The 26,805-nt window shown below is 33.2% G+C and carries 33 protein-coding genes and 3 tRNA genes; 9 read left to right on the top strand and 27 right to left on the bottom strand.

Annotated elements, in window-relative coordinates; translation table 11 throughout:
• The 17 genes from N3D17_02140 to hisI all read right to left on the bottom strand — a co-directional run.
• Positions 1–243: GTP-binding protein (locus tag N3D17_02140; GenBank protein MCX8082186.1), on the bottom strand; the 243-nt coding region annotated here is incomplete at its 3' end.
• A 26-nt stretch (positions 244–269) separates the two neighbouring features.
• A tRNA-Thr gene (locus N3D17_02135) sits at positions 270–341 on the bottom strand.
• Positions 342–401: 60 nt separating this feature from the next.
• Positions 402–473: transfer RNA gene (locus N3D17_02130), tRNA-Gly, on the bottom strand.
• Between the two features lie 47 nt (positions 474–520).
• Positions 521–1,426 carry an RluA family pseudouridine synthase gene (locus N3D17_02125; GenBank protein MCX8082185.1) on the bottom strand — a complete coding sequence of 302 codons (906 nt, stop codon included), beginning with the start codon at positions 1,424–1,426 and terminating at the stop codon, positions 521–523.
• Between the two features lie 23 nt (positions 1,427–1,449).
• A complete protein-coding gene (locus N3D17_02120) occupies positions 1,450–2,607 on the bottom strand; it encodes an acyl-CoA dehydrogenase family protein (GenBank protein ID MCX8082184.1) in 1,158 nt (385 codons plus the stop codon).
• A 22-nt stretch (positions 2,608–2,629) separates the two neighbouring features.
• Entirely contained in the window at positions 2,630–3,862 is a 1,233-nt protein-coding gene (gene fabF / locus N3D17_02115) for a beta-ketoacyl-ACP synthase II (GenBank protein MCX8082183.1), read from the bottom strand.
• The gene (locus N3D17_02110; GenBank protein MCX8082182.1) at positions 3,859–4,101 is read right to left on the bottom strand and encodes an acyl carrier protein; all 243 of its coding nucleotides are present in this window, start codon (positions 4,099–4,101) and stop codon (positions 3,859–3,861) included. Before N3D17_02110 ends, fabF begins: the two co-directional genes overlap by 4 nt.
• 38 nt (positions 4,102–4,139) lie before the next feature.
• Positions 4,140–4,871: a 3-oxoacyl-[acyl-carrier-protein] reductase gene (gene fabG / locus N3D17_02105; GenBank protein ID MCX8082181.1), complete on the bottom strand. Its 732-nt coding sequence runs from the start codon at positions 4,869–4,871 to the stop codon at positions 4,140–4,142.
• Positions 4,872–4,883: 12 nt separating this feature from the next.
• Positions 4,884–5,816, bottom strand: a complete 933-nt coding sequence (locus tag N3D17_02100) for an ACP S-malonyltransferase (protein ID MCX8082180.1) — start codon at positions 5,814–5,816, stop codon at positions 4,884–4,886.
• On the bottom strand, positions 5,804–6,787 hold the full coding sequence (locus N3D17_02095) for a ketoacyl-ACP synthase III (protein MCX8082179.1): 984 nt from the start codon (positions 6,785–6,787) through the stop codon (positions 5,804–5,806). The genes N3D17_02100 and N3D17_02095 overlap by 13 nt, the downstream gene beginning before the upstream one ends.
• Positions 6,775–7,791, bottom strand: a complete 1,017-nt coding sequence (plsX, locus tag N3D17_02090; protein ID MCX8082178.1) for a phosphate acyltransferase PlsX — start codon at positions 7,789–7,791, stop codon at positions 6,775–6,777. Before plsX ends, N3D17_02095 begins: the two co-directional genes overlap by 13 nt.
• A gap of 5 nt (positions 7,792–7,796) precedes the next feature.
• Positions 7,797–7,997: a 50S ribosomal protein L32 gene (gene rpmF / locus N3D17_02085; GenBank protein MCX8082177.1), complete on the bottom strand. Its 201-nt coding sequence runs from the start codon at positions 7,995–7,997 to the stop codon at positions 7,797–7,799.
• Between the two features lie 14 nt (positions 7,998–8,011).
• Positions 8,012–8,497, bottom strand: a complete 486-nt coding sequence (gene coaD, locus N3D17_02080; protein ID MCX8082176.1) for a pantetheine-phosphate adenylyltransferase — start codon at positions 8,495–8,497, stop codon at positions 8,012–8,014.
• The gene (gene rsmD / locus N3D17_02075; protein ID MCX8082175.1) at positions 8,494–9,069 is read right to left on the bottom strand and encodes a 16S rRNA (guanine(966)-N(2))-methyltransferase RsmD; all 576 of its coding nucleotides are present in this window, start codon (positions 9,067–9,069) and stop codon (positions 8,494–8,496) included. The genes coaD and rsmD overlap by 4 nt, the downstream gene beginning before the upstream one ends.
• Positions 9,066–9,959, bottom strand: a complete 894-nt coding sequence (gene secF, locus N3D17_02070; protein ID MCX8082174.1) for a protein translocase subunit SecF — start codon at positions 9,957–9,959, stop codon at positions 9,066–9,068. Before secF ends, rsmD begins: the two co-directional genes overlap by 4 nt.
• A complete protein-coding gene (gene secD / locus N3D17_02065; protein ID MCX8082173.1) occupies positions 9,959–11,278 on the bottom strand; it encodes a protein translocase subunit SecD in 1,320 nt (439 codons plus the stop codon). Before secD ends, secF begins: the two co-directional genes overlap by 1 nt.
• The gene (gene hisI / locus N3D17_02060; GenBank protein ID MCX8082172.1) at positions 11,272–11,667 is read right to left on the bottom strand and encodes a phosphoribosyl-AMP cyclohydrolase; all 396 of its coding nucleotides are present in this window, start codon (positions 11,665–11,667) and stop codon (positions 11,272–11,274) included. The genes secD and hisI overlap by 7 nt, the downstream gene beginning before the upstream one ends.
• A gap of 30 nt (positions 11,668–11,697) precedes the next feature.
• On the opposite strand from hisI, the gene N3D17_02055 reads away from it, so the two are divergent.
• The gene (locus tag N3D17_02055) at positions 11,698–11,985 is read left to right on the top strand and encodes an MGMT family protein (GenBank protein ID MCX8082171.1); all 288 of its coding nucleotides are present in this window, start codon (positions 11,698–11,700) and stop codon (positions 11,983–11,985) included.
• On the opposite strand, the gene panC is transcribed toward N3D17_02055, so the two are convergent.
• The 5 genes from panC to miaA are packed head-to-tail and all read right to left on the bottom strand — an operon-like array spanning position 11,969 to position 16,529.
• Positions 11,969–12,814: a pantoate--beta-alanine ligase gene (gene panC / locus N3D17_02050; protein ID MCX8082170.1), complete on the bottom strand. Its 846-nt coding sequence runs from the start codon at positions 12,812–12,814 to the stop codon at positions 11,969–11,971. The genes N3D17_02055 and panC overlap by 17 nt on opposite strands.
• Positions 12,811–13,272: a 2-amino-4-hydroxy-6-hydroxymethyldihydropteridine diphosphokinase gene (folK, locus tag N3D17_02045; GenBank protein ID MCX8082169.1), complete on the bottom strand. Its 462-nt coding sequence runs from the start codon at positions 13,270–13,272 to the stop codon at positions 12,811–12,813. Before folK ends, panC begins: the two co-directional genes overlap by 4 nt.
• Before the next feature lies 1 nt (position 13,273).
• The gene (locus N3D17_02040; GenBank protein MCX8082168.1) at positions 13,274–14,302 is read right to left on the bottom strand and encodes a hypothetical protein; all 1,029 of its coding nucleotides are present in this window, start codon (positions 14,300–14,302) and stop codon (positions 13,274–13,276) included.
• The gene (purB, locus tag N3D17_02035; GenBank protein MCX8082167.1) at positions 14,299–15,588 is read right to left on the bottom strand and encodes an adenylosuccinate lyase; all 1,290 of its coding nucleotides are present in this window, start codon (positions 15,586–15,588) and stop codon (positions 14,299–14,301) included. Before purB ends, N3D17_02040 begins: the two co-directional genes overlap by 4 nt.
• Positions 15,585–16,529 carry a tRNA (adenosine(37)-N6)-dimethylallyltransferase MiaA gene (gene miaA, locus N3D17_02030; protein ID MCX8082166.1) on the bottom strand — a complete coding sequence of 315 codons (945 nt, stop codon included), beginning with the start codon at positions 16,527–16,529 and terminating at the stop codon, positions 15,585–15,587. Before miaA ends, purB begins: the two co-directional genes overlap by 4 nt.
• Before the next feature lie 53 nt (positions 16,530–16,582).
• Between miaA and N3D17_02025 the strand changes: the two genes are divergently transcribed.
• The 8 genes from N3D17_02025 to yidC all read left to right on the top strand — a co-directional run bounded on the left by N3D17_02025 (position 16,583) and on the right by yidC (position 22,043).
• Positions 16,583–17,926, top strand: coding sequence for a UTP--glucose-1-phosphate uridylyltransferase (locus tag N3D17_02025; protein MCX8082165.1), 1,344 nt, complete (start codon positions 16,583–16,585; stop codon positions 17,924–17,926).
• A 105-nt stretch (positions 17,927–18,031) separates the two neighbouring features.
• Positions 18,032–18,103, top strand: a tRNA-Ala gene (locus N3D17_02020).
• A 21-nt stretch (positions 18,104–18,124) separates the two neighbouring features.
• Positions 18,125–19,057, top strand: coding sequence for a hypothetical protein (locus N3D17_02015; protein MCX8082164.1), 933 nt, complete (start codon positions 18,125–18,127; stop codon positions 19,055–19,057).
• Positions 19,058–19,060: 3 nt separating this feature from the next.
• Positions 19,061–19,825 carry a 5'/3'-nucleotidase SurE gene (surE, locus tag N3D17_02010; protein MCX8082163.1) on the top strand — a complete coding sequence of 255 codons (765 nt, stop codon included), beginning with the start codon at positions 19,061–19,063 and terminating at the stop codon, positions 19,823–19,825.
• A 41-nt stretch (positions 19,826–19,866) separates the two neighbouring features.
• Complete coding sequence (rpmH, locus tag N3D17_02005) at positions 19,867–20,004, top strand: 50S ribosomal protein L34 (protein MCX8082162.1); 138 nt, start codon at positions 19,867–19,869, stop codon at positions 20,002–20,004.
• Positions 19,995–20,297: a ribonuclease P protein component gene (locus N3D17_02000; GenBank protein ID MCX8082161.1), complete on the top strand. Its 303-nt coding sequence runs from the start codon at positions 19,995–19,997 to the stop codon at positions 20,295–20,297. The genes rpmH and N3D17_02000 overlap by 10 nt, the downstream gene beginning before the upstream one ends.
• Complete coding sequence (yidD, locus tag N3D17_01995; GenBank protein MCX8082160.1) at positions 20,282–20,500, top strand: membrane protein insertion efficiency factor YidD; 219 nt, start codon at positions 20,282–20,284, stop codon at positions 20,498–20,500. Before N3D17_02000 ends, yidD begins: the two co-directional genes overlap by 16 nt.
• Positions 20,493–22,043 (top strand): membrane protein insertase YidC, encoded by a 1,551-nt coding sequence (gene yidC, locus N3D17_01990; protein MCX8082159.1) that lies wholly within the window; start codon positions 20,493–20,495, stop codon positions 22,041–22,043. The genes yidD and yidC overlap by 8 nt, the downstream gene beginning before the upstream one ends.
• A gap of 15 nt (positions 22,044–22,058) precedes the next feature.
• Here the strand turns inward: yidC and rnc are convergent, their stop codons facing one another.
• From rnc to N3D17_01965, 5 genes are read right to left on the bottom strand one after another with little or no spacing between them, the layout of a single operon-like run.
• Positions 22,059–22,700 carry a ribonuclease III gene (gene rnc / locus N3D17_01985; protein ID MCX8082158.1) on the bottom strand — a complete coding sequence of 214 codons (642 nt, stop codon included), beginning with the start codon at positions 22,698–22,700 and terminating at the stop codon, positions 22,059–22,061.
• Complete coding sequence (gene lnt, locus N3D17_01980) at positions 22,685–24,139, bottom strand: apolipoprotein N-acyltransferase (GenBank protein MCX8082157.1); 1,455 nt, start codon at positions 24,137–24,139, stop codon at positions 22,685–22,687. Before lnt ends, rnc begins: the two co-directional genes overlap by 16 nt.
• On the bottom strand, positions 24,136–24,492 hold the full coding sequence (locus tag N3D17_01975; protein ID MCX8082156.1) for an aspartate 1-decarboxylase: 357 nt from the start codon (positions 24,490–24,492) through the stop codon (positions 24,136–24,138). Before N3D17_01975 ends, lnt begins: the two co-directional genes overlap by 4 nt.
• Before the next feature lie 43 nt (positions 24,493–24,535).
• Positions 24,536–25,867 (bottom strand): DNA photolyase family protein, encoded by a 1,332-nt coding sequence (locus tag N3D17_01970; protein ID MCX8082155.1) that lies wholly within the window; start codon positions 25,865–25,867, stop codon positions 24,536–24,538.
• Positions 25,860–26,774 (bottom strand): DUF523 and DUF1722 domain-containing protein, encoded by a 915-nt coding sequence (locus N3D17_01965; GenBank protein MCX8082154.1) that lies wholly within the window; start codon positions 26,772–26,774, stop codon positions 25,860–25,862. The genes N3D17_01970 and N3D17_01965 overlap by 8 nt, the downstream gene beginning before the upstream one ends.
• Positions 26,775–26,805 lie beyond the last annotated feature (31 nt).

Raw genomic sequence — 26,805 nt, 5'->3', positions numbered from 1 at the left:
ATCTATGTGTGCATAATGCCTCTTCTCTGTCTGGTATTCTATGTGAGATATGTTGATTGTTAACCCTCTCTCTTTCTCTTCCGGTGCCTTGTCTATCTCTTCATACTTGGTGAACTGTGCCTGCCCTTTCTTGCTTAATACAAGAGTTATAGCACTGGTGAGTGTCGTCTTCCCATGGTCTACATGCCCAATTGTACCTACGTTTACATGAGGCTTGCTCCTTATAAATTTCTCCTTAGCCATCTCTTCCCTCCTTTGTTATCTACATAAGCTGCTGATGGGAATCGAACCCATGACCCCGTCCTTACCAAGGACGTGCTCTACCTCTGAGCCACAGCAGCGATTAAGCGATTTATGAAAATATATATTATAACAAAAAATTTATTTATGTCAATAAAAAGAGCGGGAAACGGGATTCGAACCCGCGACTTCGACCTTGGCAAGGTCGCACTCTACCGCTGAGTTATTCCCGCATTCAGTAAAGATAATAGGCAAACTAAGTGTTTTATTATAACTTTTTTTAATCTTTATTGTCAATTTCACTTATTATTTTTAAAAAATCTTCAGGTACATCTGCCCTGAATTGACACCTTTCTTTTGTTGAGGGATGATAAAAAGATATTCTATAGGAATGTAGAGCGGTTCTCTTTATAATGTCAGACCTTACACCATATTTAGTATCTCCAATTATAGGATATCCTAAATGAGAAAGTGCAAGACGTATTTGATGTGTTCTTCCTGTGAGTGGTTTTATTTTTACAAGGGTTAAATCACCTAAATATTTTATGACTTCTATAATATTAACTGCCTTTTTTCCTTTAAGGTAATGAACCTTCATTTTTGTATAGTTATCCCTGTTATGAGAAACAGTAAATTCTACTTCTTTTTTCAAAGGGGAAAAATGTCCTTTTACGATAGCGAGATATTCTTTTTCTACAGTACGGTTTTTAAACTGAAGAACAAGGTTCTCCCAAGCATTGTCTGTTTTTGCAAAGACCATTACTCCTGATGTTTCTCTATCAAGTCGATGTACAACACCTGGTCTTAAAGAATTTTTGTTGGAAAGAGTTGTAATATTCAGAAGAAAATTCACCATAGTACCATTTCTAATTTTTTCTGTTGGATGTGTTATAATTCCTGCTGGTTTATTTACTACTATTATTTCATTATCAGAATAAATGATATCAATCGGATGTTTTTCTGGAATAATTTCATGTTCTTTGTATTGATTTAAAACATCCTCATTTATTAGAATTTCATCACCATTTCTTAGTAAATAGGAAGGTTTTACCTCTTTATTTGTTACAAGAATAAATCCTTCTTTTAAAAGCGATTTGACTTTTTCTCTCGGGATATTAAATCTATTTTTTATGTATATATCAATCCGTTCTTTATTGTTGCTATGATATATCAATTTTTTGTTCAAATTTTTTGAGAATTTTAGAAAATTTAACTTTTGACTTTTGATTTCTTTATTATATCGTTGGCTATAAAATTTCTCTGCATCTGGTTTGTACCTTCATATATCTGTGTTATTTTTGCATCACGGAACATCTTTTCTACAGGATATTCTTTCATATATCCATAACCACCAAATATCTGTATAGCATCTGTTGTTACCTTCATTGCTACATCAGAGGCAAATAATTTACACATTGCTGAATATCCAGAATAATCCTTATTTCCTGCATCAATAGTTCTCGCAGTTTGATAAATTAGTGCCCTCGCTGCTTCTATCTGTGTTGCCATATCCGCGAGTATATGTTGAACTGCCTGGAAAGAAATGATTGTCTGTCCGAATTGTTTCCTCTGTTTAGCATACTCAACGGATGCTTCAAATGCCCCTTGTGCTATTCCAAGTGCTTGAGCAGCAACACCTGGTCTGCTTGCGTCAAAATTTTTTAGAGTAATAATAAACCCCATGCCTTCCTTTCCAAGTAAATTATCAGCAGGGACTTTGCAATTCTCAAAAACAAGTTCTCTTGTAGCAGATGCACGTATACCTAATTTATTTTCTTTCTTTCCAAAAGTAAATCCTTCCATACCTTTTTCAACTATAAAAGCACTCAAACCACGAGGACCTTTTGTTTTATCTGTCGCGGCTATTACAACATATGTCTCTGCTTCTCCGCCATTGGTAATCCATTGTTTTGTACCATTAAGTATATAGAAATCACCTTCTTTCTTTGCTGTCGTAGAGAGGGTGGTTATATCACTACCTGCTTCGGATTCAGTAACACCGAAGGCAGCAATCTTTTCTCCTTTTGCAATAGGAGGTAAATACTTTTTTTTCTGTGCTTCATTGCCAAAAAGAAGTATGGGAAATGTTCCTAATGCTGTGCCTGCATATGCAAGAGCAATTCCTCCACATATTCTACTTAACTCTTCTATTACAAGACATAGTTCAAATACTCCAAATCCCATACCACCATATTCTTCAGGAATATAAACACCAAAAAGGTCTGCTTCAGCAAGTGTTTTAACTACATCCCATGGAAACTGTTCTTTTTCATCATATTCAGCTCTGACAGGTAGAATTTTTTCTTCTGCTATCCTTCTGGCAATTTCCTTTATCATCTTCTGTTCTTCTGTGAGAAAATAGTCCATTTACAATTCCCCCTTTTTTTTGTTAAATCTTTTTAATAACAAGTGTTATATTGTGTCCTCCAAAGCCAAATGAATTAGATAAAGCTATGTTGACATCTTTTTCAATAGATTTATTGGGAACATAGTTTAAATCACATTCAGGGTCAGGGAATTCATAGTTTATTGTGGGAGGGATAATACCTTCTTTTATTGTGAGGACAGAGGCGATAAATTCAACTGCTCCTGAGGCACCTAAAAGATGTCCTATCATTGATTTAATTGAACTTACAGGTATTTCATAAGCTCTTTTACCAAAAAGCATTTTTATTGCAGAGGTCTCACTTTTATCATTTAGAGGTGTAGAAGTTCCATGTGCATTGATATAGTCCACTTCTTCTGGTTTTATCCCTGAATTTTCAAGGGCATACTTCATAGATAGAAAAGCCCCTTTCCCTTCAGGGTCTGGAGCAGTTATATGATAAGCATCACAACTCATTCCAGCACCTATAAATTCAGCATAAATTTTGGGGGCATTTCTTGCGAGGGCATGTTCCATTGTTTCCAGAACAACAATACCTGCTCCTTCACCCATTACAAATCCATCTCTCTCTTTATCAAATGGTCTGGATGCCTTTTCCGGGTTTTCATTACGAGTGGAAAGAGCTTTCATAGAGCAAAAACCTGCAAGTCCTAATGGTGTAATGGCTGATTCTGTTCCGCCTGCAATTATAATGTCCGTTACACCGCTTCTTAAAAGATTAAGTGCAATTCCCAGTGCATGAGCACCAGAGGCACAAGCACTTACAGTAGCAAAATTAACTCCTTTTAATCCAAAATGTATTGCAACCTGTCCTGCTGCTATATCAGGAATAAGCATAGGTATAAGAAAAGGGGAAATCCGAGAAGGCCCATTTTTTAATAAAACTTCTTCTTGTTCTTCTATAACTTTTAATCCCCCTACTCCTGCTCCTATAATCACCCCTGTTCTTTCCTTTTCTTCTTCGGAAAAGACAATTCCACTATCCTGCACTGCTTCGATAGTTGCTTTAAGTGCAAACTGAACAAATTTATCCATTCTTCGCAGGTTTTTGGGATGGACTCCATCAACAGAAAAGTTTTTAATTTCAGCACCTATCTTTGTGGGGTACTCAGTGGTATCAAAACCACTTATAAGTCCTATTCCATTTTTCCCTGCTTTTAGATTTTCCCATGATGTTTTTACATCATTTCCAACCGGGGTAACTAACCCTATTCCTGTTATAACAACTCTTTTCATTTTTTATTTTTTTCAATATAGTCCACAGCATCTTTAACTGTTCTTATCTTTTCTGCATCTTCATCAGGTATATCTATGCCAAATTTCTCTTCCAATTCCATTACAAGTTCTACTGTGTCAAGTGAATCAGCACCAAGGTCATCAATGAAAGAAGCATTTTCTACGATTTCTCCAGCACTGATTCCTAACTTCTCTGATATTATCCCTCTTACTTTTTCAAAAATCTCACTTCTTTCCATCTTTCCTCCTTATGTTTTCTTAGTTGATATTAACTTTTTTACATCACCATCCCACCATCTATTCTGAAGACCTGACCCGTGATATAGTTTGCCTTATTAGAAGATAAGAAAAGAATCAGGTCGGCAACTTCCTCTGGGGTTCCAAATCTACCCAATGGTATCATTTCAAGCATTTTTGTTTTTATTTTTTCTGGAAGTTGCTCTGTCATCTTAGTTATTATATATCCTGGAGCAACTGCATTTACTCTCACTCCAAACCTTGCAAATTCTTTTGCACAGGTTTTTGTAAAAGAAATCAAAGCACCTTTTGATGCAGAATAATTCGCCTGTCCTATATTTCCTATCTGTCCTATTATAGAAGCAACATTTACAATACTTCCTGTCTTCTGAGAAAACATAAATTTTCCTATTATTTTACTGCATATAAAAGCACCTTTCAAGTTTATTTCAATAACACTATCCCATTCTTCTTCTGTCATACGAAGTATCAGGTTATCTTTAGTAATACCTGCATTATTTATAAGAATGTCTATTTTCCCCCATCTTTCAATAATTTTATCTGCGCTGTTTTGCACATCATCTTTTTTAGTTATATCAATCTTTGATGAGAGGAATTGTATACTTTTATCTGTAAGTATCTTTTCAAGAGAATTGTCTATAAAGATATCCCAGAGAGCGATCTTAGCTCCTTGCTCACCCAACTTTATTGCAAGAGCCCTTCCTATACCACCAAAAGCGCCTGTAATGACAGCAACTTTATCTTGGAACATATTCCTCCTTTTTCAAACAGTTAGACCTTTCAGTGTATTTTCCAGTGATGGTATATCTTCAACATTGAATACTACTGCACCAGGAATAATATTTTCTATTAATCTTTTTAGAACTGTCTTGGGTCCTACCTCAACAAAAACAATATCGTTCTCTTTACTCATATTTTCAATAATAGTAACCCATCTAACGGGAGAATAGACCTGATGTATCAGTCCTTCTTTTATTTCGGCACTATCTTTTGTCATTTTACCCGAAAAATTTAGATAAACAGGAATTTCAGGATTTTTAAATGTTATCTTTGTAATCTCTTTTGCAAGTAAGGAAGATGCCTCTTTCATAAATGGTGTATGAAATGGGCCACTTACATTCAATATAACTCCTTTAATTCTTTTTGTTTTTAAAAAGATATTGAGTTCCTCAATGTCTTTTTTCTTACCTCCTACAACAATCTGTGTTGATGAGTTTATATTAGCTATACTAATTCCATTAAAATCACTCAAAATGGATTCTACCTCTTTTAAAGGTAAACCTATAATTGCCATAAGCGTTCCTTCCACTTGCAATGATATTTCATCCATAATCTCTGCTCTTCGCTTTACAAGATAAAACCCCTCTTCTATACTGATGGTTTTTGAAGCTACAAGTGCAGAATATTCTCCTAAACTATGTCCTGCTACACTAACAGGAAAAACTTCTCTGTTTATAAGTGCATACCAGCAGACCATATTTATAGCAAAAACTGCTGGTTGACATAGCAAAGTTCTTGTTAGGTCTTCCATAGGTCCATTCATAATTTTTTCCAGAAGAGGTAGTGATGTTATATCTTCTCCTTTTTTAATAATATCTGCACAGGCAGGAATAGATTCTATAATGTCTTTTCCCATCCCTATATATTGCGATGCCTGCCCAGGAAAGACAACAGAGAATTTTTTTATTTTGTCCATTTTATAAGATTTGCTCCCCATGTAAGACCACCGCCAAAAGCCACTGTGACTAAAATATCTCCCTTCTTAAGTAATCCTTTTTTTGATGCTTCATCAAGAGCTACAGGTATACAGGCAGCGGACATATTGCCATATTTTTCAATATTTACATAAAATTTTTCAGGTGGCATACCCATACCTTTAGCAACACCATTTATAATACGAAGATTTGCTTGATGGGGTATAACAAGAGATATATCTTCCTTTCTTAAGTTGAATCTTTTAAGGAGTTTGTGTATTGCTTCGCACATTGTCTCTATTGCTATTTTGAAAAGAACTGCTCCTTCCATTTTCATAAAATGCATTCTTTTTTCAACCGTATCAAATGAAGCAGGTCTTGCTGAACCACCTGCAGGTGCGTTTAATATATCTCCGTAACTGCCATCGGAGGAGATGTAGGAGCCCATTATTCCTTTATCTTCGGATGCTTTAACTATAGCAGCTCCTGCTCCATCGCCTAACAATACACATGTACTTCTATCTGTATAATCTGTAAGGCGACTCATGCATTCTGAAGCAATAACAAGACCTGTTTTATAACTTCCTCCTGCTATTAGATTGCTTGCTATCTCCAATCCAAATATAAAACCAGAGCAGGCAGCAGAGATATCAAAGGCAGGAATATCTTTAATCCCTAATTTTGCCTGAATCAAACAGGCAGTTGAGGGAAAAAACTTATCAGGACTTATAGTAGCACAGATAATAAAATCAATATCATCAGGATAAATACCCGCATCTTTACATGCATCTTTTGCAGCTTCAGTTCCCATATCTGAAGAAGCCATATTTTTAGGACATATTCTTCTTTCTTTTATACCAGTTCTTGTAATAATCCATTCATCACTTGTATCAACCATCATTTCCATATCATTATTAGTAAGTATAAAAGAGGGTAAAAAAGAACCTGTCCCTGCAATTACTATATTTCCCATCGTATCTGCTCCATCTCTTTTTTAAGTTTCTCCATAAAACCTGCCAGAACAATCTTCTCCCCTAACTTTATTGCATTATATATAGCCCTTGGCGAGGACCTTCCATGACTGATAATAACAGGTCCGTTTACTCCAAGTAATAGTCCTCCACCATATTCTGCATAATCCGCTTTTTTTGCAAAATTTCTTAATATATTTTTAATCAGAAGTGTCCCAATTTTTCCTCTAATGTTTTTCTGTAATTCTTTCATTAATATGGTGCGAAAAGCCCTTGTTACTCCTTCAGAGACCTTCAATACTACATTACCCGTAAATCCATCTGTAATAATGACATCTGCTTTCTGTGTAAATATATTATGGCCTTCAATATTTCCTATAAAGTTTATCCGCTGGTTTCTTTGCATTAAAGTGAAACTTTCTCTTCTTAATTCATCACCCTTGGTTTCTTCTTCTCCTATATTTAAAAGGGCAATTCTCGGGTTTTTTATATCAAATACACACTCTGCATACAGTGCTCCCATAACTGCTGATTGGAGTAGATGCAGTGGTTTAGCTTTGATATTAGCACCACCATCAATAAATATAATTCCTCTTCCTGTGGTATCTGGCATAAAAAGGGCAATTGCAGGTCGGTCAATATTTTTTAATAATCCAAGTTCCGAAATACTATAAGAAACAAATGCAGCAGTGTTTCCTGCGCTTAGAGCACAATGAGCCTTCCCTTCTTTTACCAGCGAGATAGTTCTTACCATACTATTATCTCGCTCTTTAAGTAATTTAAGGTTTACTTTGTCATCCATTCTTATGTAGTTTTCACAGTGTTCAAGGATAACAAAGGGATATTTTTTAAGGTCTATCTTATCTTTTATCTGATTTTCATCACCAACAACAATAATTTTTATTCTATCTAAGGTAGAGAACATCTCACATGCCTTAATGACAGAAAATGGAGCATTATCTCCACCCATCCCATCAAGAGCAATGATAGTTTCTCTGGCAGTCATATCTTTTATTGTTCTTTTTTCTTTTTTTCTTTTATTTTTAGGACAGGAACTCCTTTGTAATATCCACATACATCACAGACAGTATGCGGTAGCTTAAAGGAGCCACAATTGGAACATACATTAAGAGAAGATATTTTTACTTTTCTATGTCCCCCTCTTCTTTTCCCTGTTCTACTATTTGAATGTCTTCTTTTAGGATTTGGCATTTTTTCTTCTCCTTTTAATAGTTAAATTTTTTCTTTAGTGCTTTAACGACTATTTCCGGAACCATTCCTGAAACATCTCCTTTTAAAAAAGCGATTTCTTTTACTATTGATGAACTTATAAAAAAGAATTCTTCTCCGGGCATAATAAATACAGTTTCTATATTTCTGTCAAGTTTCCTGTTAGCCAGAACCATTTGAAACTCATATTCAAAATCAGAGACAGCTCTCAATCCTCTTATTATTATATTAACTTTTCTTCTCTTAATATAGTCAACCAGAAGTCCTTTAAAACTATCTACCTCAATCCGTTTATTTTCTTGATAAACTGCCTTTATAAAATTCACACGTTCTTCTGCTGTAAATAAAAGATTCTTTCTCGAATAATCAGATACAGCAATAATTATCTTATCAACAAAAGTAAGAGCCCTTTTAATTACATCAATATGTCCATTTGTTATAGGGTCAAAACTTCCTGGATAAACTGCTATTTTGTCTTTCATTGTTTTATAACTTCTGAGTTATTACTTCTTCTTATGTATGATACAATACTTTTTCCATAAGTTTTTTCTTTATAGACAGTAAACCCTTTTATTTCTGGTAATAAATTCTTTCTATTATGTTCAATTAGTATAATCCCATCATCATCTAATACCTGTAATTCCATTATTTTATTTAAAATCTGTATAATCTTTCCTGATGGATAGTCATAAGGTGGGTCAGCAATTATCAAATCAAATTTCTCATCAAGAAATTCCTCAATAGAGTGTTCTACCTTCCCTTTCCTTATGGTACAGAGTTCTGAAATACCTAAATGTTCAATGTTCCTTTTTATACAGTTTATTGCTTCTCTGTCTTCTTCTAAAAAAATAACTTCTTTAGCACCATGACTTATTGCTTCAATTCCTAATGCCCCTGTACCGGCAAAAATTTCAAGAACACGCTTTTCAACTATCCATCCTCTCAAAGAGTCAAATATGGCTTCCCTGACAATATCTTTTGTTGCTCTTAATCTTTTTGTTCTCTCAGGGAAAAATAATTTTCTCCCTTTTAGATATCCGCTAATTACCCTCATACTTTAAACTTATGTGGCTTCCATCTATGCCAGTCAATAATAATAGAAGAAGCGATAAAGATAGAAGAATAAGTTCCTATTATAAATCCTACCAGTAATGAAAAGGCAAAAGTATGAAGTGTTTCTCCTCCGAGAATAAAAAGGAGGATGACTACAAATAATGTGGTAAGAACCGTAAGGACTGTTCTGCTCAGTGTTTCATTTATACTATTATTGAATAAGGTTAAATAATCATCACTTCTTGTTTTCCTTATATTTTCTCTTATCCTGTCAAATATGATTACCGTATCATTGACTGAATAACCTGCTATTGTAAGTAATGCAGCGATTACAGATGTATCTATCTGTTTTTTGGTAAGAGCAAGTATTGCAAGTACAAAGAGTATATCGTGAAAAATAGCAAGAGTGGCACCTACTGCAAATCTAAATTCAAATCTGACAGTAATATAAAATAAAATTCCTATCAATCCAATAAGAAATGCATATATCGCTTTTTTCCTGATAGATATACTCATAGATGGGGAAACTGATGATTTCCCTTTCACTGAAAAGGTATTATTTTCTGCCCAATAAGTTTTCATTGCTTCAACTATTTTATCAGAAGTATTCGGTCCACTCTTTATTATAAATTCTTTTCCATCAGTACCTAACGCCTGTACAGAATAACTTCCTATATTAAGTCCTTTTATTCTATCCCTTATTTCAGAAGTATTTACACTGTTTTTAAATTCTATATTGAGCATATCTCCACCAACAAAATCCACTCCAAAATTATCTTTTCCTCTTATTCCAAAAACAATCATACCCCAGATTATCACCGTAAGTGAAAAGAGATATGCAAATTTTCTTTTACCTATAAAGTTAAATTTAGTATTTTTAATAAATTCCATTATATCCTCACCTTTTCTATCTTCCTTGTTAACATTACCCAGTCCACAATACTTTTAGTAACAAAGACGGCAGTGAAAAGGTTGGCTACTATACCTATGCTCAATGTAAGTCCAAATCCTTTCACAGGACCTTCGCCGAGGAAAAAAAGGATAAGGCCAACTATAAGAGTAGTGATATTAGAATCAATTATAGCAGCCCATGCTCTTTTATAACCGGCATCAAGACTTGCTTTAGGACTTTTTCCTGTTTTAATTTCTTCCCTTATTCGTTCAAATATGATAATATTTGCATCCACTGCCATACCACAGGTAAGTGCAATACCTGCTATCCCTGGGAGTGTTAAAACGCCCTTAAGCAATGAAAGAACACCGAGCAGTATAAGGATGTTTAATGCAAGTGCAAAGTCAGCGAGAAGTCCAAATATAGCATAATAAATGAGCATAAATACAAGGACTAATATTCCTCCATAGATAGCGGCGCGGAACCCTTGAATAATATTTTCCCTGCCGAGAGTTGGACCAACCACTTCTTTATAAATCATATCCATCTTTGCAGGTAAAGCACCAGCCCTAAGTACTATGGCGAGAGTTCTTGCTTCTTCTGTAGAAAATTTCCCTGTTATTTGTGCTTTACCTCCTGGTATTCGTTCGTGTATTACAGGTGCAGACCGTACAACACCATCTAAAACTATTGCAAGTTGTTTATTTATATTTCTTGCGGTCACTTCCTCAAAAATTGCAGCGCCTTCTTTATTCAGTACAAGATTGACATCAGGAAATCCAGAACTATCATACCCCATATATGCATCTTCAATATATTTACCAGTAAGTTCCGGTTCTGCTTTAACAAGCAATGGGCGTGTATCTCTATAAATTCCTCTTTCATCTCTTTCTTTATAGTAAAGCAATTGATATCCATCAGGTACATTTCCTTCAAGGGCTTTTTTAATTAGTTCTGGTTCATCTGATACAAGTTTAAACTCAAGGAGTGCGGTCTGTCCTATTATTTCTATAGCTTTATCAGGGTTCTGAACACCGGGCAGGTCTATTACTATTCTTTTCATTCCCTGTTTTTGAATTACAGGTTCTGTAACTCCTAAGGCATCTATTCTATTTCTGATTACTTCAAGCGCTCTATCTGCAAGGTCTGAAATGGTTTTTTCATCCTGCGCTGTTTCTGTTACTTCCAGAACGACATGTACCCCACCCTGCAGGTCCAATCCTTTTCTGATTTTTTTATCAGGTGGATATATCTGATAGATACATATCCCTATAACTGCTGCTATCAATAAAAACCGAAAATAATATTGTTTTAGCATTTTTTATAAACCTCATCAGGATTAAAAACTTTATGCCCTGTATTTATAAAATCCTCTTTCTTATCATTCAATTTTCTAAAAAAACAGGAATAATATCCTTCATGACAGGCACCACATCTCTGTTTTACAATAAAAAGTAAAGTATCATTATCACAGTCAATATACATTTCTTTTACCTCTTGGATATTTCCTGACTCTTCACCTTTTAACCAGAGTTTTTTTCTACTTCTACTGTAATAATGCATTTTTCCTGTCTCAAGTGTTTTAGATAATGCATCTGAATTCATATAGGCAAGCATAATAACCTCTTTTGTATCCGATTGTACAATTACAGGAACTAAACCTTTTTCATCAAACTTTACTTGTGTTAAAATTTTATCAATATCCATAACCTACAAATATACTATAAAAGTATCTCTATGTCAAAAAACAGAACAAAAAATGATACTATAAAAGATAAAATAATACAAGTGGTTTCTGAAATACCATTTGGTAAAACGATTTCCTATTCCTATCTTGCAGAAAGAGTAGGAATGAAAGGAAAGGTTAGATATGTCTCTAAATTTTTAAAACAAAATCCATATCCTATTGCAATTCCCTGTCACAGGGTGATAAAAAAAGATGGAAGATATGGTAACTATTTACTTGGAGAGGAGTTCAAAAAATATCTTATTGAATGGGAGAGAAAACTTATTGAACGTCAATAATGATATTGTCTATAAGACGGACAGAAGGTAATTTTATTGCTCCTATTACAATAACCTTCCCTTCTATTGTTTCTACAGGTGAAAGGTCTTCTATACTTAATATCTCAAGGTATTGTATTTCTACATCTCTATATTTTGTTATAATGCTTTTTCCTTTATTTAATAGGATAGAAGTATCCCTTATGCCTTCTTTTAATACCATCTCTTCTATTTTTTTTAGGGTTTCATAGAGAGAAAGTGCTTCTTTTCGTTTATCTCCGATAAATATATTTCTTGAACTTGCTGCAAGTCCATCGTTTTCTCTTATCGTAGGACATCCTATAATTTCAACAGGTATATTCAGGTCCTCTACCATTTTTCTTATTATAATTAACTGCTGTGCATCCTTCCATCCAAAATATGCCTTATCCGGTTGTAGTATATTAAATAACTTACAGACCACAGTACAGACACCCTTGAAATGTCCCGGTCTTAATTTCCCTTCCAAGATATCTGATAGTCCTTTTACTTCAACAAATGTTTCTACCCTCTCTTTATACATATCCTTAATAGATGGGACAAAGGCAATGTCAACCTTTTCTTTTTTTAAAAGTTCAATATCTCTATTTATATCCCTCGGATATCTGTTATAATCTACTGGGTCATTAAATTGAATAGGATTTACAAAGATACTTACTACAGTAAAATCACATTCTGATATAGATGTTCTTATAAGTGATATATGTCCATTATGGAGTGCCCCCATTGTTGGGACAAAACCAATAATTCCTCTTCTTCTTGCTACTTTTATCTCTTTTCTTACATCATCTATTTTTTCTATTATTTTCATTTTTCTGATATCCTTTTGTATATCTCATATATACTTTCTCCTGTTTCAGGATCTTTCATATAAGGTGCTATTTCGTAAAATGGCAGTATAACAAAATATCTTTTTTTATATTTTGGATGTGGTACAGTGAAATTTTTACTTTTAATGATTTTATTCCCATAAAAAATTATATCAAGGTCTATTATTCTTTCATCCCCAGATTTATGAGGAAATTCTCTGCCCATATCTCTTTCAATATTCTGTAAAACTATCAGAAGGTTTTTAGATTCAAGGGAGGTTTCTCCTTCGATTACACCATTTAAAAAAAAACCACCGTATGCACCTTCTTCAGGAGGTGTTATAAGAAATGGTGATATCTTTTTTATAGTGATATATTTTTCCATCTTTTTTAGGGCTTTTAGAATATTTTTCTCTCTATTACCTTTATTGCTTCCTATTGCTATATATACCTTTACCATTTTATTCTAAAAATAGTTTTAATAGAGATTGACCTTTAAATTTCTTTCTGAAGCGAATTTTATCGTAATTTTCAGATATAAAGAAGAAAGGAACCCAGCAGTTTTTCAATTCAATGTCAGGTGAAATAAATCCATCAAATATAAATAATGCTCTACAGTTTCTCTTCTTATATTCCTGCACCACATACATAATAACTTCACGGTCAATCCATTCAAATTTTTTCAACCATGCAGAATAATTACTTTTCTTATCCACTGTGCTATTAATCCAGACAAAAGAATTATCAGGCAATTCTGTTATATTATCAATCCTTTTAAATCCTAAAAATTCAGGTAAATATAGGTAATCTTCTTCGCAAGAAAAATAAAAAAGTTCTTTTTTTAATGTCTCCTTCAGATTAGGTGCTTTTTTATATTTCCCCATACCCCACAACCATAAAAGATTTGCCTGCATTTCACCGAGGTCTTGTCTTACCTTATTTACGGGATGGTTTTCAAGTATATAATTAAAAGATATTATAAGGTCTTTTATCTCTTTATTTTTATAACAATTTAAGATGGCTTCCTTCCCTTTCATATTATCTGGAGGTGGAACTTTCTCGTCTGGAAAGTTCTTTTGAAATATAATGATGGGATTTCTGTTTCTTATAAAAAACTTAAATTTCTGTTTATTTTCTGAAACAGCATTGAGCAATTCTTCTATCTCTTTTTCTGAAATAGTTATATTTTCTTCTATTACTTTGCCTTCTGACTGAGCCATAAATCTACTCAAGAAAAGGGTTATACCTTCAGGAGATGTAATGTCCTGCCAGCCCCTTATAAATGCTTCCCCCGGAAAGTTTTTTTCTTCATCAAAAAGGTTATAATATCCCCTTTCAAGTGTTTCACCAAGAAAAAGATATCCCCATTTCCCTGAAGAGATAATAGAATCAAAATGTTCTTTTTTAGCATAGGAAAAAAGAGAGGTGTCTTTAAATTTTTTTTTGAACATTTCTCCATAGCCATTAAGAGAAATAAAATAATATTTCATTTAAGTCCTTCAAAAAGTTTGTCAAGGTTTTTTAACAATTGCTTAACGTCAAAGATATCTTCGAGCTCTGCATCTGTCAGATATTTCTTTATCTCCGGAGATGCCTTTATAACCCTGACAAAATCATCTTTTTTCTCTATTGTTTCAAATGCCTTCTTTTGGACAATCTCATATGCTTTCTCTCTCGGTAGTCCTTTCATTGCGAGAGAGTTAAGTAATCTTTGAGAAAAGAAAACCCTGCCCGTAAGATAAAGATTTTTTTCTATATTTGTTTCAGATATATCCAGTCCTGAAATAACTTTATTGAGCAGTGCAAGGATATAATCTAAAAGGGTAAGTGATTCAGGGAATAAAATTCTCTCAGCAGAAGAGTGGCTTATATCTCTCTCATACCAGAGTGCAACATTCTCTAATGCAGCATTTACGTTTTTCTTTATTACACGTGATAATCCGCATATTCTTTCACATAGGATTGGATTTCGTTTATGTGGCATAGCAGATGACCCCTTCTGCCCTTTCCCAAAAGGTTCTGCTGCTTCTCCAACCTCTGTCTGTTGCATCAGCCGTATCTGTAATGCAACTTTTTCGCAGGAAGATGCTACGACACCAAGAATACTTAGGAAATAACCATGTCTATCTCTTGAGATAATCTGAGTTGAAAACTTTTCCTGTTTTAAAGATAGTTTTTCACATACATATTCTTCCACTCGCGGGTCTATATTTGAGAATGTCCCTACTGCTCCAGAAAGTTTTCCTACACTTATTTCCTCTATTGCTCTCTCCATCCGCTCATAATTTCTTACAAACTCATAATACCATCCAGCAAGCTTAAAACCTAATGTTATGGGTTCTGCATGAACTCCATGAGTTCTACCCATCATTACAACATCTTTAAAGGCAATTGCTTTATCTCTAAGCGCATTTATTAGTATTTCAATATCTTTCAGTATAATTTCACCGGATTCTCTCAAAAGTAAAGCAAGAGAAGTATCCAGAATATCAGAAGAGGTGAGTCCGTAATGAATATACCTGCCGTTTTCTCCTACAGTACTGCTTACCTGTTCTACAAATGCAATCATATCATGGTTGGTTACCTTTTCTATTTCCTGTATTCTTTCTACATCAATTCTCGCTTTTTGTTTTATATCATTAACTGCTTCTTCAGGTATAACACCTATCCTGTTCCATCCCTCCAGTGCGGCTATTTCTACATCTAACCATTTCCTGAACTTATTTTCCTCACTCCATATCTCTGCCATTTCCTTTCTTGTATATCTCGGTATCATATCACCCTCCTTATCTTTTCTGTTATTTCACTGACTATTTTTTCTCCTTCCCCTTCAATTTTAATCCATATCCCATCTTCTTTTTTAAACCATGTTAATTGTCTTTTTGCCAAATTTTTTGTTTTTTTCTTTATAAGTTCTTTTAACTCATTTATATTGTATCTACCATCAAGATATTCCATAATTTCCTTATAACCTATAGGTGCTTTCTTTTTCAGATATTCCTCATAACCCTTTATCTTTAGTTCTTCTACTTCTCTAACCCAGCCATTTTCAAACATCCTTTCTACCCGCTTTTCTATTATATTATACATCTCGACTCTATCTCTTGTCAGTATATAATAATATGTGTGAATATTTTCTGGAAGTGGAGAGGTCTTTTCTTTCTGTAAAGAACTCATAGTCCTTCCTGTAAGTTGATATACCTCCAGTGCCCGTCTTATCCTTTTCCTATCATTAGGATGGAGCACTTTCACGAGTGAAGGGTCAATTTTTTGAAGCATATGATATAGTTTTTCTGTTGGTTCTCTTTCAAGATTATTTCTTATGTCTCTCTGTTTCTCTTTCATCTCGTCAGGAATATAAAAAATACCTTTCAGTAAACTTCTTAAGTATAGACCGCTACCACCTACTACTATGGGTATTCTACCTTTTTTCAATATCTCATCTATTTTTTCTGTTGCTAGTTTTATGAACTGATATACATCAAAATCATCATATATAGAGAGAAAGTCAATTAAATGATGAGACACTTTTTCTCTCATCCATAAAGGAACTTTATCTGTCCCTATATTTATTTCTCTGTAAAACTGCATACTATCTGCAGATATAATTTCTCCGTTTAGTTTTAGGGCAAGATTATATGCGATGGATGATTTCCCAATACCAGTAGGTCCACCTATTACTATCAGCAATGTTTTTGCTTTAATAAGCATACCCATAATATAATTAAGATACCATATCAAATGTTATATTAGAAAAAGGAGAAGGAGTTATGTCGGAAAGAAAAATAATTGAGTTATTGGAAGAATATGGACAGGGGCATATTATACATCATATCGGACTGCTTAATGAAAAAGAGAAAGATATTTTTATTCAAAATCTCAATACTATGAATTTTAAACTTGTCTTTCAGTTATATGAAGAATTTTCAAAAGAAAAAGAAGAAAAAAAATATAGAGAAATTAAGCCACATCCTATAATAGACATTAAACTTTATGAGAGTGAAAAAGAGGGGATACTGCCAGTAGGAGAAGAGAGTATTAGAAATGGTGAAACAGCAGTGATGATTGTAGCGGGAGGACAGGGTTCACGACTTGGTTATCCTTATCCAAAAGGGATGTACCCTATCTCTCCTATCAAGAATAAGTCCCTGTTTCAGATATTTTCTGAGAAGTTGCTTATGCTTTCCATGAAATATAATGTAAAAATTCCGTTGCTTATAATGACAAATCCTGAAACTTATGGTCTTATACAGGAATTTTTCAGAGAAAATAAATTTTTTGGTCTTGATGGGAAAAACGTTTACTTTTTCAATCAGGATATCCTGCCTTCTTTAACACCTGATAGAAAACTTATAATAAAGGATAAAACTTCTATATTTGCAAATCCAGATGGACATGGTGGTTCGCTTAAAGCAGTATATCAATCAGGATTTATAGAGAGAATGGAAAAACAGGGGGTAAAGAGAATTTTTTACTGTCATATAGATAATCCTCTGGTGAATGTTAATGACCCTGTTTTTCTTGGATGGCATATAAAACAGGGTGCAGAGTTTTCACTTAAAGTAGTGAAAAAAAGGAATCCTGAAGAAAAGGTAGGACATTTTGTTATGGCTGATGGTAAACCACGAATTATTGAATATATAGAATTTCCTGATGAATTAAGAAATCAGAAAGATATTAATGGCAACCTTATATTCTGGGCAGGAAGTATTGGAATACACTTCATAGAGACATCTTTTATTAGAAAACTCAACCTGGGTGGTTTTATCCTGCCCTATCACAGACAGATAAAAAAAGCAAAGATAGGTAATGAAGAAAAAGAGATATGGAAGTTTGAAACATTTGTTTTTGATGCGATCCCCTTTGCAAATAAGGTATGTTGTGTAGAAACACTTAGAGAAGATGAGTTTGCTCCTCTTAAAAATAAAGAGGGTGAGGATTCCCCAGAAGAAGTAAAAAAAGCGATGTTGAACTTTTACAGAAAGAAATTGCAAGAAACAGGAATAAAAGTATCTCCTGATGTGAATGTGGAAATAAGTTCCTTATGTGATATAGATACTATAAAAGAAAAAATCAAGTGTAAAGAAATTACCGAAGATAGATATATAGAATAATTTAAAAGAATTTTATATTCTTCCCTCTCTTTGTTTCTACTTTGATCATAATAGATATGCAATTGCAGATTATGTATCCTGCATAGTATAATACTTAAAACAATAGGGGCAGTGGCTCAATGGGAGAGCGTCCGCTTCGCATGCGGAAGGTTGCCGGTTCAAGTCCGGTCTGCTCCACTTTGCATAATAGGAGTTAAAATGAACCACTGGCTGGTAATAGGTATCAAAAAAAACTGGATAACTGCCCTTTCCCAACCTGTACCTATATGGGGATTGAAACAACAGTATACTCTTCCATTTCAATCTGTGAAAGAAGGAGATAATTTATGGTTGTATGTTACCTCTCCCGTTAAGGGAATAATTGGAATCGGTAAGGTAAAAGATAGATATGTTGATACAAAAACTCTTATATGGCCTGAAGAATTAGAGAAAAAGTATGTAGTTTGGCCTTTGCGTTTTAGAATTCATATATTGAAAATATTGCCTATTGAAGAATGGGAAAGGAGTTCTATACGGATTAATGATTTTAATCTCTTCTGGCAACAAGGATTCCAGAATGTACCTTCCAATTTACTACCAGAATTATTAAAACGTGCAGAGAAAGTATTTGGTTCTTTTGAATCTTTATATGAGGGATCTTCTATCATACAAACTCCAGAGATGGTTCCATCAATAGGAATAAAAGAATCTGATTCTAAAACTGTACCTGTGGTAACAACACCTATTGTTTCCCCTCATCTAGAATTACAGAACTACCTTGCTGAGGTAGGAAAACTACAAAATTATTATTCTGAATTAGAGTATCCATTAGAACTTGAATTAGAAAGAAAGAGTATTGATGTTGTATGGAAGAGAGAAATTAATGGTGCCCCTACTTTTGCTTTTGAAATAGAATTTTCAAATAACATAGAAAAAGCAGTAGAAAGGTTGAAATTTGCTTTTAGAAAATGGAATTCACGCCCCAGAATAATAATTCCAGAAACAGCTCTTTCCAGGTTACATAATATCCTTTCTAATTCTGAAAGGGATTTCAGTACACAGTTCCGCAATTACAGGCCGGAACAGATTAAAGAATTACTTAACAAAAAACGAGATTTGAAAGCGATGGAACAGGATTTGGGCCTTTATTAAGAAATGAAAACCGTACTACTTACAAATGATGATGGGGTTTACTCAGAGGGGTTGAAGGTTCTCTGGAAATATCTGAAGACGAGATACAATGTATATGTTGTTGTTCCTGAAACAGAAAAAAGTGCTATCGCCCATGCTATTAATCTTTTTGTACCACTCAAAATAAAAAAGGTAGCAGTAGAAAAAGGATATAAGGGGTGGATAGTAAATGGAACTCCTGTTGATTGTGTTAAAATTGGAGTGAGTTCAATACTGAAGAAAAAGCCAGATATGGTGGTGTCTGGTATAAATCCTCAGTCAAATATGGGAATGGATATACTCTATTCAGGTACTGTTTCTGCTGCTGCAGAGGGTGCTATATTAGGTATCCCCTCTTTTGCTGTTTCTCTTGATTGTGGAAAAAGTTACTGTTTTGATACAGCGGCAAAGATGGCATTAAAAATAATAAAGGACATGGAAGATATTAAAATTCCACCGGATACAATTATTAATATCAATGTTCCTGATAGACCTCTTTCAAAAATAAAGGGTATATGTGTTACTTATCAGAGTAAAGCAAGATATGAGGAAGAGTATGAGGAACGCAAGGACCCCCGTGGTAATTCATATTACTGGCTTAAAGGTATATTTAGAAGATTAGATAATGAAAAAGAAAGTGATGTAGAAAAAGTTAAGGAAGGATATGTATCTGTGACTCCTTTACATCTTGATTTGACCAATTACAGATTTTTTTTATATCTACAGAAAAGTTTGAAGATATCTCTTTAAAAGAGTATAATTAAAACCTAAGTTCTAAAAAAGGAGAGGATATGTCTGTAACATATAAACCACATAAACTGAAGAAAAAGAGAAAAGTGGGGTTTTTGGCAAGGATGCGTACGAAAAGCGGTAGAAAGGTTATAAATAACAGGAGGAGAAAAGGAAGAGCACGACTTGCATGCGAATAAAAAGAAAAATACTTCTCCTGAAAGAAAAAAGTAAACATTACAAAACGTCATGGTTTAAAATCTGTATACTTCCTTTAGAACACTATAAAATAGGATTTCTTACAAGTAGTAAAATAGGCAAAGCATCACAGAGAAATTATACCAAGCGGATTATAAGAGAATTCTGGCGAAAACAGTTTAAAAAAGGGGATTATTTATTTATTCTATATAAAGTTATTAATAGAAAAGAGATAGGGGCTTTTCTTACAGAACTTGAAAGAGTGGCGAAGAAAATAAAATGCGACAGATATTAATCTTTTTTATAAAGGGTTATAAAATTTTTATTGCAACATTTTTGGGAAGAAGATGTAGATTTTATCCAAGTTGCTCTGCCTTTACAATAGAAGCGATAGAAAAATTTGGTGCTGTAAAAGGAACTGTTTTAGGTATAAAAAGAATATTGAAATGCCATCCTTTTAATGAAGGGGGATATGACCCTGTGGAGAGATATGGATAAGATAAGAGAAGAAGTTCGGCTAATTATTGCTGTTGCTCTTGCACTCATTATAATTATTGTTTTCGGGAGAATAAAAGCACCACGGCAAGAAACTTCTCAAAACCCAGTACCACAATCAACAATATCAGTTAAAGAAACACCTTCAGAAAGAGATGTTTTATTGCCGACACCCTCTGAAAAAACAGGAGAGGAGAAGATATATGAAGATTCTCTTTACATCATAAAATATACTCTTAATGGCGGAATAATCAATAATATCGGTATTAAGAAATATAGAAAAGAGAAAGAAAAAGCTCTTACCATTTTTGATGGGACAGATATTTTACTCTTATCTTCTCTTGATGAACCAGATGATGCATATCAACCATATTCTTCAACCATATCAGAAAACACATTGTGTTTTCAATCTTTTAAAGAAGATGTCCTGATAGAAAAGATTATAAATGTTCCTTCCGAACTTCATACTTTCAGGACTACAATAAATATCTCTAACAAAGGGAAGGATACAAAATATCTTAAAAATTATATACTCTCAACAGGTACATTTAATATCTCTACTCCATATATGAAAACTCGTACTGATAGAGAATATACACCACCTGAAATTCTCATAAAGGATAATGGAAAAGTTCAAAAGATTAATATCGCAAGAATTAAGAAAAGTTCTGTATATGAAAATACTGAGTGGATTGCATTGAAACAGAGATATGGACTACTTTTTATCAAACCATTGCACCCTCAGAAATGTTTTATATCTATCTCAACAGATAATTTCATAAGAACTGGTTTTCTTTATGATAATTTGGAAGTGCTTTCAGGAGAGACAAAAAATATAGGACTTTCCATTTATGCAGGTCCTTCTGACTATTTTGTGGCTAAAAATGAAGTAAAAGAAAAGGAAATATTCGGAACAGGTTTTTTCTCATTAATGGGAAGGTTTTTATTTACTATCCTTTCTTATATACACCGCGTTATTCCTAACTGGGGTTGGGCTATAATAATTCTTACATTGATTATAAAAATTGTATTCTTCCCGCTTACTCAAAAAAGTTTAAGGTCAATGAAGGCACTTCAGAAGTTAAGACCATATCTTCAGGATATCCAGAAAAAATATAAAGATAATCCTCAGCAGATGCAGAAAGAACTTATGAATCTTTACAGAGAATATAAGATAAATCCTTTTGGGGGATGCCTTCCTATGTTTGTACAATTTCCCATATTTATTGGTTTCTTTATAGCCCTGCGGAATTCTGTATTTTTAAGAGGAGCGCCGTTTATCCTCTGGATAAAAGACCTATCTGTACCTGATACCATCATAAAAATATCTGGTTTCCCATTAAATCTTTTACCTTTAATAATGGCTGCTACTTCATTCTATCAACAGAAACTTACACCACAAGAGCCATCACAGAAAGCACTTACTTATATGATGCCTGTTATGTTCCTGGTGCTATTTTATAACTTTTCATCAGGACTTCTTCTATACTGGACGACTATGAATTTAGCAGGAGTTATAGAACAGTATTATGTGCATAAGAAATAAGTCAAAAGTATAAAGTTATATAAAACCTAATTTCTCTAAAAGTTGTTTTGCTGCTAACATTCCTGCTTCTTTCTTATTCCCTGCAATACCTTTACCTACGTATTTTTTCCCTTTTATTTTAACCTTCACTGTATATACCTTTTTATGTGGAGGTCCCTTCTCTGATATAAGTTCATATATCGGTTCTGTTTTAAAATTTCTTCTTGCAATAGAAGATAGGATATTTTTATAATTCTGTATCGGTTCTATTTTTTTATTGAGTATGAATTTCTTTACAAACGTTTCTGCTTTCTTCCATCCGCTGTCAATATATATCGCACCTATAATTGCTTCAATAAAGTTATCTAATGAAGGGATTCCGGATGTTCTGTGCTGTATAAACCTTTGTAGTTTTATATTCTCTCCAGTATTATGTAGATATTTCTTATTCACATATGCCGCTTTGAGGTCTGTTAAAAAGGATTCAGGTGCAGATGGAAATTCTTTAAAAAGATGTATTCCTACAATGGCATCAAGTACAATATCTCCTAAAAATTCAAGCCGTTCATAAGATATATTATTTTCACAGGAAGGATGTGTAAGAGCTTCCTCTACAAGATGTTTCCTTTTAAATCTATATTCTATAACGGCTTCCAGTTCCTCTATTTTTTTCTGCATATGGATAATCCTGTAATAAGAACAGACAGAACAAATAATGGAATATCTCTGAAACTTGAGTATAATGTTTTACCCTGTACTACTGGTATATTCTGGATGATAACTCCATCTATGAATAAGTAACTACCACTTCTACTTAAAATATTTTCAACAGACCCATTCTTAGAAATAATTCCGCTTATACCTGTAAGTGAACTCTGAATAAAATATCTTCCTGTTTCTACTGCTCTGATGGGATTGTGTATAAAATGTTGATAAGGACCTGTAGAGATTTTAGACCATCCATCATTTGTAATCACAACAAATAATTCTGCTTCATTTTCAGTGAGTGTAGCAGTAATATAAGGAAATATATTCTCAAAACATATCAAAACGCCTATCTTTCTATCTCTAAAAGATAAAGGTACTAATTCACTGCCTTGTTTGATATATGGGATATATCCAGCCATTTTTTCAAATATTCTGGTTATTACTTTCATCCTGCCACCAGGGATAAATTCTCCATAGGGGACAAGATGTGTTTTATTATATATCTGTATATTTTCTCCTTCAATAAGTAAAGCAGAGTTAAATATCTCTTTATCATTTCCTGTAAAAGTTCCGAGTATAATTCCCACATTATATTTTTTCGTAATTTTTTTCAGGTCATTAATAATATCTATATTCTGGATAATAATATCGGGATATATACCTTCAGGCCAGACAATGACATCCACCTTTTCTTTTTTTAAATATTCAATAGTCATTGTCTTCGCTTTTTCAATATCTTTTTCTGGATTTCTATGGAAACTATCTATATTTGGCTGTACAACCATTACTTTTAAGGTTTCTCCTTTGTTTTTTGTAGAGAGAGATTGTGGAAAATGTGAGAAAAATAAGGTTACAAAAATGATAACAGAGATAGACCATGATACAAAGTGGCGTTTTTGGAAGGAATAAAATATTGTAAAATTGCCTGAGATAACTATAAAAGAAAGTCCATATATGCCAAATATACCTGCTAATTTGATTAGATATGAATTATTCCATTGAGAAAGTCCGGCAAGAAGCCATGGAAAGCCAGTTAAAAGATAGGAAATAATAATCTCTAAAAAGAACCAGAGAGCCCCTGCAGTAAATATTCTTCCTGTTGCAGGTAATACAAAAATAAGATAAAGGAAAAGCCCCCAGTATATAGAAAGATATAGAGCAAGGAAAAGATACACAGGACCTGCTAATTTATATAACCAGAAAAAAGAGATGGAGTAAAAGGTGAATCCGCCAATAAGTCCGATTAAAAAATTTTTACTATCTTTTTCTCTACTCGCTATCAAAAGTGGAATTAGAGAAAAGAATGCTATTTGCCATAGATTGAAAGGGGGGAAAGCAAAAATAAACAAAATGCCACTTGTTAAACTGAGTATTAAACGGAGAGAAAACCCGGTGCTTTTGTTTTTCAATCTCTCTTTATCCTGTTATTCTCTACAAGTTCTATTATTTTAAGATTCCATCCCTTCTTTAATTCTTCTTCATTGACAAAAGATACAGCAAGTATAATAATCTCATCTTCTTTTTCAAAATATCTTGCAGAAGGGCCATTAAGGCAAATAATTCCAGAGCCACTTTCTCCTTCTATTGTGTAGGTTGAAATTCTTGCTCCATTGTTTATATTAAGGACATATACCATTTCCCCAGGGAGTATTCCTGAAGTATTAAGAATATCTTTATCAATAGTAATACTTCCCTCATAATAGATATTTTTATCTGTTACTTTTCCACCTTTTATTTTACATCTACACATACATCTAAACATTATTTCTCCTTTTTATTTTCATATTTTTTTACCATTTTATTCGCTATCCTGTCAAATCTGTAATTCTATAAAACTTTTTCACAAGCATACTTCTCTCAAAGTGATTTACTACTGGTTTATAATAAGGCAGATTAAATTTTATGGGGTCATGTAACATATAAGAAGGAATGTTTTTAAGTTCAGGTAAATATTTTTTTATAAATATAGCATCAGGGTCAAATTTTTGAGCCTGAATGATAGGATTAAATATTCTTAATGGTTTTGGGTCAGGCCCAACTGAGGCGCTCCACTGCCAGTTACCAACATTTACAACTTCATCATAATCCAGGAGGTATTCCATAAAAAATTTCTCACCAATTCTCCAGTCCACCATTAAATCTTTTGTCAGGAAATTGGCAACAATCATCCTTGAACGGTTATGCATCCACCCTTCCTTTTTAAATTGAATTATAGATGCATCTATAATGGGATATCCTGTTTTAGCATCCATAAAAGCATTTATAAGTTTTTCATCATTCTGCCATTTTATATTTCTTCTTTTTTCCTGAAACTCTAAATTATTAAAATCCTGAAAATTTATTTTTATATGGTACCAGAATTCTCGCCATGCCAGTTCTTTAATAAACTGGCAGTTTTCACCTGTCTTTTTTAAGATATTTCTGTATATCCTTCTGAGAGAAAGTGTCCCAAACCTTATATAAGGAGAGAGTTTAGATGTCCCATCTAAATCAATTCTATTTCTGGTATTTTCGTAATCAGTAAAATTGAATATTTCTAATTTTTTAAATCCAGATTTTACATTCCAGTAAGTGTTATTATTGAATTTTAAGTTAGATATACAGTTATAAATATCAGGTTCTTTTATTAAAGGTGTTTTTATAATTACAGGCGCGGAGGAAATAACAGTATTAAGAATATTCTTCCATTTTTCATAGAATTTTGAATAAACTTTTGTATAAGGAATCTCGTTTATTGAAGAAAGGAAATTATCAGAAACTGGATGGAAGGAAATGCCTTTTTTCTTACTAAAAATCTCTACTTCTTTTTCAATCTTTTCCCCCGACCATGAAAATGCCTTGTTGGTAAATATACCATCAGGTTTATATCTGGATATAATATAATCAAAGATATTTACTGGAGAGTCATAATAACAGAAAAGATTACCTCCCCTGCTTCTTATTATCTCTGATAAATTTTTCAAACAACCTATAATAAATCCCAATCTACTATCATATGCCTTAAATTTTTCAAGTAGTTCAGGAGTGAATATAAATACAGGGATTACTTCTTTAGATTGTTTACAACATTCAAGAAATGCTTTGTTATCTTCAATACGCAAATCTCTCTTAAACCAGTATATAGCCCTTTTATACATTTAATTCTTCAGGATAGGGATGGAGATATTTCTGATAAAGAAGATATTCATTTCCAAATCTGTAAACAAAACTTTTTAGCAGTTCAGTTATTACATTCAGTGGTAATCTACCTTTAATATATCTTTCTATTAAACTGTGCAGATGTTTTTTTTCTTCTGGGTTTAAATTTTTTGAAATATATCCAGTTATATGCATCAGGGTATTGATATGTCTTTTAGGAGATGGCTTTCTCAAAAAACTTTCATAAAATTTCTGTCTGTATCTGATAATTTTTTCTTCAAATGGTATACTATTATCTGCTACAATCTGTCCAATCTCTTTCAAATATCTCTGGCTGTATGTCATAAGGAGATATTTATATCTTGTATGAAAATCAACCAGATTTTTTGGGGTTGGATTGTTAAGTAATGCTCTTAATTCAGCAAATGCAAAAATCCTTATGAGGAAGTGTTCTCTTATACTTTCATCCCTTAGTCTGTTTTCATCTTCAACAGGCAGGTAATAAAAATGGTTTTTAATTTTTTCTGCAAAAAATCCGGATGTTTTACCTATAAAGGAATTATTTCTATATAATCTGGCTGACCCCACACCGCAGGAAGGTGATTTTGCTTTCAGAATAAATCCATCAATTTCTTTTAAAGAATTTATAACTTTTTGACTGTATTCTGTAATTATATCTGTTAAATCTTTTCCTGTTTCGGTCTGAATTAGTTTCTTGAGACCATCTATCTCTATAATAGAAACTCTTTTTCTCGGTACTCCAAGTCCTGTGTCAACTTCAGGACAGAAGTCAATAAAGTCAACAAATTCTTTTAATCTATTCACAAAATTATTATTAACCCTCTCTCCATTATATCTCACTGGCTCAGAAAAACACCTACTTAAAACAATTTTAGGTTTTTGCATAACATTATAATTTTACTACGAAAGGAAAGAA

The organism is bacterium (assembly GCA_026414725.1).
Lineage (GTDB): Bacteria > Ratteibacteria > UBA8468 > B48-G9 > JAFGKM01 > JAAYXZ01.
This window is presented reverse-complemented; position numbering and strand designations above follow the sequence as displayed.